11 protein-coding genes and 2 tRNA genes are annotated in these 10751 nt (G+C 56.8%); 9 read left to right on the forward strand and 4 right to left on the reverse strand.

Annotation, left to right across the window (positions count from 1 at the left end):
* Positions 1–313 precede the first annotated feature (313 nt).
* Positions 314–955 (forward strand): peroxiredoxin, encoded by a 642-nt coding sequence (locus tag ENN40_11495; protein ID HDP95966.1) that lies wholly within the window; start codon positions 314–316, stop codon positions 953–955.
* A 51-nt stretch (positions 956–1006) separates the two neighbouring features.
* A complete protein-coding gene (locus ENN40_11500) occupies positions 1007–1450 on the forward strand; it encodes a transcriptional repressor (protein HDP95967.1) in 444 nt (147 codons plus the stop codon).
* Here ENN40_11500 and rdgB read toward each other — a convergent pair.
* The 4 genes from rdgB to ENN40_11520 are packed head-to-tail and all read right to left on the reverse strand — an operon-like array spanning position 1447 to position 4517.
* Positions 1447–2076 carry an RdgB/HAM1 family non-canonical purine NTP pyrophosphatase gene (gene rdgB / locus ENN40_11505; protein HDP95968.1) on the reverse strand — a complete coding sequence of 210 codons (630 nt, stop codon included), beginning with the start codon at positions 2074–2076 and terminating at the stop codon, positions 1447–1449. The genes ENN40_11500 and rdgB overlap by 4 nt on opposite strands.
* A 9-nt stretch (positions 2077–2085) precedes the next feature.
* Positions 2086–2733, reverse strand: coding sequence for an MgtC/SapB family protein (locus ENN40_11510; protein HDP95969.1), 648 nt, complete (start codon positions 2731–2733; stop codon positions 2086–2088).
* A gap of 4 nt (positions 2734–2737) precedes the next feature.
* The gene (locus ENN40_11515) at positions 2738–3646 is read right to left on the reverse strand and encodes a hypothetical protein (protein ID HDP95970.1); all 909 of its coding nucleotides are present in this window, start codon (positions 3644–3646) and stop codon (positions 2738–2740) included.
* Entirely contained in the window at positions 3630–4517 is an 888-nt protein-coding gene (locus ENN40_11520; protein HDP95971.1) for a class I SAM-dependent methyltransferase, read from the reverse strand. The genes ENN40_11515 and ENN40_11520 overlap by 17 nt, the downstream gene beginning before the upstream one ends.
* Positions 4518–5828: 1311 nt before the next feature.
* On the opposite strand from ENN40_11520, the gene ENN40_11525 reads away from it, so the two are divergent.
* From ENN40_11525 to ENN40_11555, 7 genes are all read left to right on the forward strand, one after another.
* Positions 5829–7034, forward strand: a complete 1206-nt coding sequence (locus ENN40_11525) for a phosphoglycerate kinase (GenBank protein ID HDP95972.1) — start codon at positions 5829–5831, stop codon at positions 7032–7034.
* A 63-nt stretch (positions 7035–7097) separates the two neighbouring features.
* The gene (gene gap / locus ENN40_11530) at positions 7098–8105 is read left to right on the forward strand and encodes a type I glyceraldehyde-3-phosphate dehydrogenase (protein ID HDP95973.1); all 1008 of its coding nucleotides are present in this window, start codon (positions 7098–7100) and stop codon (positions 8103–8105) included.
* Positions 8102–9298 carry a phosphoglycerate kinase gene (locus ENN40_11535; protein HDP95974.1) on the forward strand — a complete coding sequence of 399 codons (1197 nt, stop codon included), beginning with the start codon at positions 8102–8104 and terminating at the stop codon, positions 9296–9298. Before gap ends, ENN40_11535 begins: the two co-directional genes overlap by 4 nt.
* Positions 9295–10059, forward strand: coding sequence for a triose-phosphate isomerase (locus tag ENN40_11540; protein HDP95975.1), 765 nt, complete (start codon positions 9295–9297; stop codon positions 10057–10059). The genes ENN40_11535 and ENN40_11540 overlap by 4 nt, the downstream gene beginning before the upstream one ends.
* 9 nt (positions 10060–10068) lie before the next feature.
* The gene (secG, locus tag ENN40_11545; protein ID HDP95976.1) at positions 10069–10446 is read left to right on the forward strand and encodes a preprotein translocase subunit SecG; all 378 of its coding nucleotides are present in this window, start codon (positions 10069–10071) and stop codon (positions 10444–10446) included.
* A gap of 17 nt (positions 10447–10463) precedes the next feature.
* A tRNA-Leu gene (locus tag ENN40_11550) sits at positions 10464–10548 on the forward strand.
* Positions 10549–10556: 8 nt separating this feature from the next.
* Positions 10557–10647 (forward strand) — tRNA-Ser (locus ENN40_11555).
* The last annotated feature ends 104 nt before the right edge of the window (positions 10648–10751 follow it).

Consider the following 10751-nt stretch of genomic DNA (forward strand, 5'->3'; position numbering starts at 1 on the left):
CATGGGCTGAGGCAGGACGGCCGAAGGTAAAATGATGCCCCGGATTACATCCCAAACAACCACCGGGGTCATTTTAGTCCGCCGAAGAACACCGAAGTGGTGAGCGGTGACCTGTGCCCTCTGGGTATTTGTGCCCGAAAGGGTACTCTCATGCAGCCTTATCATTTTTTCAAATAAGTATGACCCCCAAACCCACACAAAATGGAAGAGAACCAAAAATATAAATCATGTTTGGGGTTGACAAAAACATTTATGGGTATTATTATATAAATGAAATAGTTACAAAAAAGGATTTATATCCAAGGAGGAGATTGTGGAAGAAAAAATCCCGTTAATCGGTGAACAGTTTCCCGAATTGAAAGTAAACACGACCCACGGACCCAGGCAATTGCCCGGAGACTATAAGGGGAAATGGTTGATCCTTTTCAGCCACCCCGGGGATTTCACGCCGGTTTGCACCACCGAGTTCATCGCGTTTCAAAAACGGTATGATGAATTCCGCAAACTCAATACCGAACTTCTGGGTTTGAGTGTTGACCAGGTCCATTCCCATATCAAGTGGATGGACTGGATCCGCGACAACATGGGTGTGGAGATCGAATTTCCCATTATCGCGGATACCGGATCGGTATCACGCAGACTGGGCTTCATCCACGGTGACACCAGCAAAACCGTGCGGGCCGTTTTCTTTGTTGATCCCAAAGGAATTGTGCGTGCCATCCTGTATTACCCCGCTGAACTGGGCCGGAACTTTGACGAGATCCTGCGCATGATCCGGGCCTTCCAGGTGGCGGACGAAAACAAGGTCGCCATGCCCGCCGACTGGCCCAATAATGACATTTTCGGTGACGATGTGATCGTGCCCCCCGCTTCTACAGTGGATATGGCCAAACAGAGATTGGCCGATAAATCGATTACCTGTAAAGACTGGTGGATGTGTCACAAGAAGTTGTGAACGTTAACCGGGGCGGGGAGACCCGCCCCGGTTTTTCCATAAGGGGAAAACGTGAAGCCGGACGATAAGGATTCAAGGCATCGTGCCCAGCAGGTGTTGACGAATGCGGGAATCAAACCATCGTTTCAAAGATTACGGATCCTGAGCTTCATCATGAGCGCCCATGTGCACCCTTCAGCGGAAGAGATTTTTCAAACCCTGAGACCCGAGATCCCGACACTCTCACGCACAACGGTTTACAATACCTTGAACATTTTGGTGGACAGAGGGCTGCTTTTGCCGCTGACCATTTCCGAACATGAAACCCGCTATGATCCCAATACCCGTTCGGATCACTCCCATTTTTTCTGCCGGCATTGTGAACGGATTTTTGATATCCGGGAAATACCCGCCTGTGTGGCCGGTCAAGAACTGGATGGGCACCTGGTTGAAAACGTTAGACTGTACCTGACCGGAATGTGCCGTGATTGTCGCGGCAAAGATTCTCTTGATTAACTGTGCTTCTCAAGCCCCGGCGTAGTTAGAAATTTTCTCACCTTTGCCATGGCTTGTCCGCGGTGGGATACGGCGTTCTTCTCGCTGCTGCTCAACTCGGCAAAACTCCTGGCCAACGGTGGGTAGTAAAATACGGGGTCGTATCCAAATCCATCGCTTCCACGGGGCGTTTCCAATATCACGCCTTTCACCTCTCCGCGGCAGTGATAAAGTACCTCGCCATCGCGGGCCACGACGGCTTCAGTGATAAAGCAGGCGTTTCGGTCCGCATGATGCGCGAGTTTCTCGAGCAACAGGCGGATGTTGCGTTCGTCCGAGGGCGGATGTCCCGCATAGCGGGCCGAATGAACTCCCGGCGCGTTGCACAGGGACGGGACTTCAAGTCCGGAGTCTTCCGCCACCACCAGCATGGCGGCAAATGCTCTGCTGTAATGCAATGCCTTGATACGGGCGTTGGCCAGGAAAGAGCCGCCGTTCTCTTGCGGCACTGTTGCGGCCGGAAGGTCAGCCAGGCAAAAAACCAATCCCGCGGGAAAATCCAGACGGAGCAGTTCCCTGAACTCCAGTAGTTTGCCCGGATTTGTGGTTGCCAGCAGTATCGGCGTATCCCGCCAGGCAGGGGTCATCTTTTCGTTTCACAGGCTCTCATCGTCCACCTGCATAACCCCTTCCAATTGCATTACCGCTTCCAGGAAGCTATGGTGTTTGGTGTCTGAAGCCCGCAACAGGGCTTCCAGCTCGTATGCTTCCCGGCGCCGGTGGAGTTTCAAACTCGCCGAACGGATGCCCAGGTCACGGATGATTTTCTTGATGTCCAGAAGAATCGCCGGGCTGTCCTTGGTGTGAATGCGATAGGCCGTGTCCCGGGCTCCCGGTTGCAGCCTGGTGGAAAAAAAGCGGAACAGGGACAGCACCACGACGATGGATATTGTGACCATGAGTGCGACAAAGTATCGCCCCACGCCCACGGTCATACCGATGGCGGCAACGGTCCAGATGGTTGCGGCAGTGGTGAGTCCATGCACGGAAAAACGCGCCTGGATAATGGCGCCGGCGCCCAGGAAACCGACACCCGTTACGATCTGAGCCGCCACCCGCGCGGGATCAGCTCCGTTGATGCCGCGCGAAATCTCGATCGAGAGGACGGTAAACAAGGCGGCTCCCATACTGATCAGGATATTGGTGCGCAGCCCGGCTTCTTTGTGCGCCAGTTCGCGTTCCAGTCCGATAATGCCGCCCAGCACGGCCGCCAGCATGATTTTAAGCAGAATCTGGGTTTCCATGGTTTCACCGCAAAAGGTAAGCCGTCAAGAACACCAGGATCAGGAAGAGGGTGTAGATCGCGAAATAGGGGTTCTTGAGCAGGCGTTCGGGTTCTTCCGCGCCTTCCCGGTCCTGAAGGGATTTGCGCATGAACATGATCAGGTAAACCAGGATCAGGGGCAGGATGTACAGGAATAGCATCCAACCCTGGTTCCATACAAACAGGGCAAAGGTGGCCAGAAACACCAGGGCACTGAACACCATGAACGCCACCAGCATGCCCAGGGAGTAGCGTTTCAGCGACAGGCGATATCCGGCGGATTCAGCCGCGGTCAAGAATTTCTTTTCCGCTACGCGTTTCCCCACCATGAGGAAATTGCCGAAAGCCCACCAGGAAATCAGCAAACAGGCCGGGGGGAATGGCACGGGAAGGATGTACCATCCGATCAGGAAACGGATGGGGTTGTTTGCGGATTCCACGGTTGAGTCCAGGATGGGAATGTCTTTGAAGCGTACGGGAGGGACATTGTAAACCAGGCCCGCCACCAGCAGGGCCGCCAGGCTCAATACAAAACGGGCACTGAACCACCAGGCGCCCAGGGCCAAAGCTCCAGCCGCCATCAACAGGTAGGCGGCCAGCAGGATGCCCCGGCTGATCTCGCCTGTCACCAGCGGCCGGTTCTTTTTTGAGGGGTGGAAGGCGTCGAAGGGGGCGTCGGCGATTTCGTTGACAATGTAATTGGCGGTTGAGATGAGCCAGGTCAACAGGAAGGCCACAACCAGCCTGACTCCTAACTGAAATGCGGTCGCGGCGGTTTCACCATGGGGTGGATACAAAACCAGTGCGGCCACGAACCCGGGCAGGATGGCCAGGCTGCGCGGCCAGCGATCCAACCTCAGCGCCGATAGGTACCGATTATACTTTGCGCGCATAGATTTCCCATGAATCCAGCAATTGAATTTTACAGTTTATCCGTTTCATAAAGCGTTGTAAAGTCGGCCGTTTCCCCAGTGAGGGCCAGAGGCGGGTCGCCAGGTAAAACAGCGAAAAATGCCAGGCGTAACGATGTCGGGAAACGATTTCCATGCCCAACAGGGTCATGAGGCGTTCAAGGGAAGGTTGGGAGAAAAAATTGACATGGGCGGTGCGGAAATGCCACCAGCGGCGTCCGCTAACCCGGGCCGCCAGGCTGAGTATATCCGGTGTGACCAACACCAGGATGCCGCCGGGTTCCAGGTGTGTGGTGATGCGTTTCAGTTGCGGCAGGGGATCGGCCAGGTGTTCAATCAAGTCCAGGCAGGTGATTACCTGAAAAGTGGATTCGGGCGAGAGATTATCCGCCGTGCCCGGCTTGATTTCCAACCCGTAGCGCGTGCGGGCTTCTCTGACCAGTTGGGTCGAGGGTTCGACTCCCTGAACCTGGAAACCGCGTTCCTGTGCCAAGTGCATGAAAATACCGCTGGCCGCGCCCACATCCAGCAATTTACCGGGTTCGGGAACGAATTTTCTCAGGCGGTTCAGGATCACATTGAAGTTCCGCCCGCGGTTCTCGGCTTCGGCGCCGTAATCATCATCTTGCAGCGCGGCGTAGAGGGCGGTCAGGGATTGGTCCGTGGGTGCGGGGTTCGCGAATACGAAACGGCAATCTTTGCATTTGTGAAAGCTCCACAAAGAGCCATAGCGGTTGTCGGTTATGCGGAAATCCTGCGGTGATAAGAGCTCGGGAGCCAGGGTGCCGCGGCGGAAGGGCAGGATACGGCTTGAGGCGCAAAGGGGGCAACAGGTTCGAGAAACGGTTTCCATTACCGAAATATACCATATTCAAGCCTGCCGCGGAAACGGCCGGCTTTGCCGGCCGGAGAGTTTAAAACATTGGTTGAAAGCGGCAAGATTGTTGCGTTGCATTTATACAGTTCATTGCTCTAGAATAGAGCCATGAACTCGATTGACTCCTATCCCTTTCAGGGCAAAAAAGTACTGGTACGGGTGGATTTCAATGTCCCCATGGACGAGAATCAACACATTACCGATGACACGCGCATGGTGACGGCCATGCCCACCTTGCGCAAGATCCTGACGGAGAAAGGCGCCGTAATCCTGTTGACCCACCTGGGACGCCCCGGCGGAAAGAAGAGCGACGCCCTATCGTTGCGACACATCCTGCCAAGGTTGTCACAACTCCTGGAGCGGGAAGTGCGCTTTGCTCCGGACTGTATCGGGAAAGAGACCGCCCGTATGGCCGCGGATCTGCAGCCCGGACAAGTGCTGTTGCTGGAAAACCTGCGTTTCCATGCGGAAGAGATGGCCGGTGATGAAGATTTCGCCGCCAGCCTGGCGGCGCTGGGGGACGTGTACGTAAACGATGCGTTCGGAACGGCTCACCGTGCCCACGCCTCCACCTATACCATTGCACGTTTTTTTCCGGATGAGCGCATGTTCGGCTACCTGGTGGAGAGTGAGATCCAGCAGATCGACAAGGTGTTGAAAGAAGCGCGCCATCCCTTTACCGCGATCCTGGGTGGAAGTAAGGTTTCCACCAAGATCGGCATTATCGAGGCGTTGCTGGACAAGGTTGATCACCTGCTGATCGGTGGCGGCATTGCCTTTACCTTTGCCCGCGCCATGGGCGGGCAGATCGGTGATTCCATTGTCGAAGCCGACCAGGTCAAAACCGCGGAGCGCATTCTGGTGGAAGCCAGGAAACGCCGGGTTGAGCTTCACCTGCCCTCGGATTGCCTTGTGGCCGATCGTTTTGCCAACGACGCCGAAATCGAGCACACCCATATCATGTCCATCCCAAATGGCTGGATGGGCCTGGACATCGGCGTGAAAACCGTGGAAGAGTTTTCCCAGGTCATTGACGATTCAGCCACCATCCTGTGGAATGGGCCCATGGGCGCATTCGAAATGAACCATTTTTCGAATGGTACGCTGCGAGTGGCATTGGCCGTTTCCCGGGCCACGGACAAGGGTGCGTTCTCCCTGGTGGGCGGCGGGGATTCAATCGCCGCCTTGAACCGCTACAGCCTGGCCCACAAGATCAGTTACATCTCAACCGCCGGGGGGGCGTTACTGGAGTACCTTGAAGGCAAAAAGTTGCCTTCAATACGCGCCATTCGCCAGTCCTATTCAATTGATGATTATAGTTTTCGCAATCAGCGGGTTCTGATCCGCGTGGATTTCAATGTGCCCCTGGATGAAGAGGGCGGAATCACCGATGACACGCGCATGGTGACAGCCATTCCCACGATTCGCCGCGTATTGGCGGACGGTGGTTCCGCCGTGGTTATGACCCACCTGGGACGTCCGGGAGGAAAATCCGACCCGGCCCTGTCCACCAGAATTATCTTGCCCCATTTAGAGAAATTGCTGGAACGCCCCGTGCGTTTCCAGGACCCTCCTGTTGGGGATGCGGCTCGGGGCGCATCCCGAAAACTGAAGCCGGGCGAGGTGATGCTTTTGGAAAACCTGCGCTTCTATCCCGGTGAAAAAGCGGCAGACGAGGCCTTTGCCCGCGGTCTGTCCGAGCTCGGTGACGTTTATGTTAATGACGCTTTCGGCACGGCCCACCGCGCCCATGCTTCGACATTCACGGTGGCGCGTTTCTTTCCTGAACACCGCATGCTGGGCTACCTGGTGGAGAGTGAAATCAACCGCATTAACCGCGTTCTCAACCGGGCGGAACCGCCGTTTGCCGCCATCCTGGGAGGAAGCAAGGTTTCCACCAAAATCGGCATTATCAAGGCGTTACTGGAAAAAGTTGATCGCCTGATCGTGGGCGGTGGAGTGGCCTATACGTTTATCCGCGCCATGGGCGGGAAAGTCGGCTTGTCCCTGGTAGAGGAGGATTACCTCAACGTCGCGCGCGAAGTCATCGAGCGTGCCAAAGAACTGGGAGTCCGTTTGGAATTGCCGGTTGATTGCGTTGTTGCCGACCGCATGGACAATGAGGCCGCCATTGAACATCGAGATATCCGCGAGATTCCGCGTGAGTGGATGGGCCTGGATATCGGGGTGCGAACCGTGGAAGCGTTCGGCAGGTTGATTGAAACATCCCGTACCATTTTGTGGAACGGGCCAATGGGGGTTTTCGAGCTGCCCCACTTCTCGAACGGCACGTTGCGCGTGGCCCTGTCCGTGGCCCGGGCCACCGACAAGGGGGCATTTTCCCTGGTGGGTGGCGGAGATTCCATTGCCGCGCTCAACCGTTACAGTCTTACCCATAAAATCAGTTATGTTTCCACCGCCGGCGGCGCGTTGCTGGAGTATCTGGAAGGCCGGGAACTCCCCAGTTTGCGCGCCATCCGCGGGATTTTCTGATTCGGGCTGCGGTTGAAAACTTATCAGGCCTGTGGTAGCGTTATTTTTTAGATAGGAGGAAGGATGTCGCTTAAAGTCGCCATTAACGGTTTTGGTCGCATCGGCAGAAATTTCTTTCGTGCCAGCCTGGGGTCCAAGCAGATCGATATCGTCGCCCTCAACGATTTGACCTCCGCGGCTACGTTGGCCCACCTGCTTAAATACGACAGCGTGTTCGGAACCTTTTCACATCCCGTGGAAGCCCGGGAGGGATACTTGAAAGCCGGAGACGAGGCCACCCGCGTTTATTCCGAAAAAGACCCGCGCAAGTTGCCCTGGAAGGAGCTGGGAGTAGATGTGGTGGTGGAAGCCACCGGGATGTTCCGCAAGCGCCCCGAGGCCATGCTTCACCTGGAAGCGGGAGCGCGCAAGGTGATCATCTCCGCGCCGGCCACGGACCCGGACATCACCATGGTCCTGGGCGTCAACCATGGCGAATATCGCCATGACAAGCATCACATCGTGTCCAATGCTTCCTGCACGACAAACTGTGTAGCCCCGGTCGCAAAGGTACTGCATGACCATTACGGCCTTGAACGCGGCAATATGACCACCATTCATTCCTATACCAACGACCAGCGCATCCTGGATCTGCCGCATAAGGACCTGCGCCGCGCCCGGGCCGCGGCAGTCAACATCATTCCCACAACCACGGGAGCGGCCAAGGCCATCGGCCTGGTGATTCCCGAGTTGGCCGGTAAAATCACGGGTTCAGCTTTGCGCGTTCCCACCCCCAACGGTTCACTGGTGGACCTGGTGGTGACCCTGGAAAAAGCGGTTGATGTGGATACCCTGAAAAACGTGTTTCGCTCGGCCGCTGATCATGAACTAAAAGGGATCCTGGCATACACCGAAGAACCCATTGTTTCATCAGATATCATCGGCAACGACGCCTCTTCCATTGTGGACGGGGAGTTTGTTACGGTGATCGATCCCTACATGGTGAAGATCCTGGCCTGGTATGACAACGAGTGGGCCTACTCCTGCCGCATCCGCGACCTCATCGGCCTGATGGCTGAAAAATGGTCATGAGGAAACGCTCAATCACAGATGTGGATGTTCGCGGGCGCACGGTTTTCGTGCGTGTGGATTTCAACGTTCCCCTGGATGACGATGGCCGCATCCGCGATGAGACCCGCATACGTGCCGCCCTTCCCACCTTGGAGCACCTGGCGTTTAACGGTGCCCGGGTCGTGGTCGCGTCTCACCTCGGCAGGCCGGGAGGTCGGATTCAATTGGACATGACCCTGGACCCGGTGGCTCGCAGACTTTCGCAGATGCTGGAACGCCCGGTCACCTACAACGGCTTGACGGCAGGCGAAGAAGTTGAAGCGGAAAAGGCACGCATGAAGGACGGAGACGTGTTCCTGCTGGAAAACCTGCGCTTTGATCCGGGCGAGAAAGCGAATGACCCTGAATTTGCCGAATCCCTGGCCAGGGGCATCGATATCTTCTGCAATGACGCTTTCGGGACCTGCCATCGCCGTCATGCCTCCATTGTTTCCATTGCGCCGCACTGTGACTCCGCCGTGGCGGGCCTGCTGGTGAAAACCGAGATGGAACAGTTAAGTCCCATCCTGGAGTCCGATTTCCCCAATGGCGTTTTGCTTTTGGGCGGGGCGAAAGTGGCCGACAAGATTCCCCTGATCCGCAACCTGCTGGGCAAAACCGGCACCATGCTGATTGGGGGTCGCATCGCCTATACATTCATGGCGGCGCGGAAAGAATCCGTGGGGGCCTCCGAAATCGAAGCAGAGATGATTCCCCATTGCCGGGATATTCTTGAGAAGGCCGAAAAAAGGGGGATACGGGTCATCCTGCCGGTGGACCACGTTGCCGCGGTGACTCCGGAACCCAAGGTGACGGTGCGCATGATCAACCGCGGAGAGGCGATTCCAGCGGATATGATGGGCCTGGATATCGGACCGAGAACAGTGGCCCTGTTCGCCCGTGAATTGCGCCGGGCCGACCTGGTGGTATGGAACGGTCCCATGGGGATGTTTGAACACGAAGTGTTTTCCGCAGGTACCATTGAACTGGCGCGTGCCCTTGCCGGCGCCGCTGCAACCGTAGTGATTGGCGGGGGAGATACCGTGGCCGCCATCCGTCGCTCCGGAGTGTCCGATCAACTCACCCATCTGTCAACTGGCGGAGGCGCCGCGCTGGCCTTTCTCAGCGGGGAAGCCCTACCCGGACTGGAAGTCCTTGAGGACATGAACCCATGAGCAGTAAACGTATACCCATGATTGCCGGAAACTGGAAGATGCACATGACCGTGGCCGCCGGCCGGGAATTTCTGAACGCGCTCGAGGCGTCTCTCTCTGTTCCGGATGCGGTGGAAGTGGCTTTGTTTCCCGCCTATACCGCGATTTACCCGTTGCGGCAGGTCGCAAAACAGGTGCGCCTGGGGGCGCAGAACATGCATGCCGAAACGGAAGGAGCTTTTACCGGAGAGGTGTCCGCGCCTATGTTACGCGAACTGGTGGATCTGGTGCTGGTGGGCCATTCGGAACGGCGGCACATCTTCGGTGAAGATGACGACCTGTTGAATCGCAAAACGAAACGCGCGTTGGAGCATGGCCTGCAGCCGGTGCTATGCGTGGGAGAAACCCTAAAAGAGCGCGATGCCGGCGCCACCCTGGAACGCATCAATGCCCAGATTGAGGGTGGATTTGCCGGAATCGACAAACAAGCGGCGCAAAAAATAATCGTCGCCTACGAGCCGGTCTGGGCCATTGGTACGGGCCGGACCGCGACCCCGCAACAGGCCCAGGAAGTTCACGCCGCCATCCGTTCCATTTTGGAAGCCCGCGTGCCGGATCCCGGGCGGATCCGCATTCTTTATGGCGGTTCCGTCAAGCCGGAAAACAGTGCGGACCTCCTTTCTCAGCCGGATATCGACGGCGCCCTGGTGGGCGGCGCCTCCTTGCGCGTGGAGCCCTTTTCTGCTATAATTCACAGCGCAATTCGATTGAATCCGGCGTAGGAGGTCATCTTGGAAGGGTTTTTATTGTTTTTTCTGATCCTGGTTTGCCTGCTGTTGAACGTGGTGGTCCTGCTACAGAGCGGCAAGAGCGCAGACCTGGCCGGCGCGTTCGGCGGTGGCGGCAGCCAGAGCACTTTCGGCCCGCGCGGATCCGCGACGTTCCTGTCCAAATTGACCACCGTGCTGGCCGTTCTTTTTATGGTGCTTACCCTTTTGCTGATGATCATATCCTCGCGCAAATCCACGACGCGCTCAGTATTGGGGCCGGAGCAAACTGGTCCCGCCGCTGAGCAAAGCACAACCACGGAAACGGCTCCCCCCGCCGTTCCCGCTCAAGAGCAACCGGCCCCCCAACCCGCGCCGGGGCAGGAAAAAGAGAACGATTGATCGTCCATACACTGCCTGCCGAGGTGGTGGAACTGGTAGACACGCAAGCTTGAGGTGCTTGTGGGCGAATAGCCTGTAGGGGTTCGAGTCCCCTCCTCGGCATGAATTCCGGAGAGGTGCGAGAGTGGCTGAATCGGGCTGCCTGCTAAGCAGTTGTCCTGGTCAACGGGACCGTGGGTTCGAATCCCACCCTCTCCGCCATTCAATCTGATCCCGGTGGGATGAGAACCCACGTTGATTCCTGGGTTCGAGCGATCCGCCCTAAAGCGGATCACCATGACTGAGCGAAGCGAAGGAACCGAAGG

It is taken from the genome of Candidatus Aminicenantes bacterium (assembly GCA_011049425.1).
GTDB lineage: Bacteria > Acidobacteriota > Aminicenantia > UBA2199 > UBA2199 > UBA876.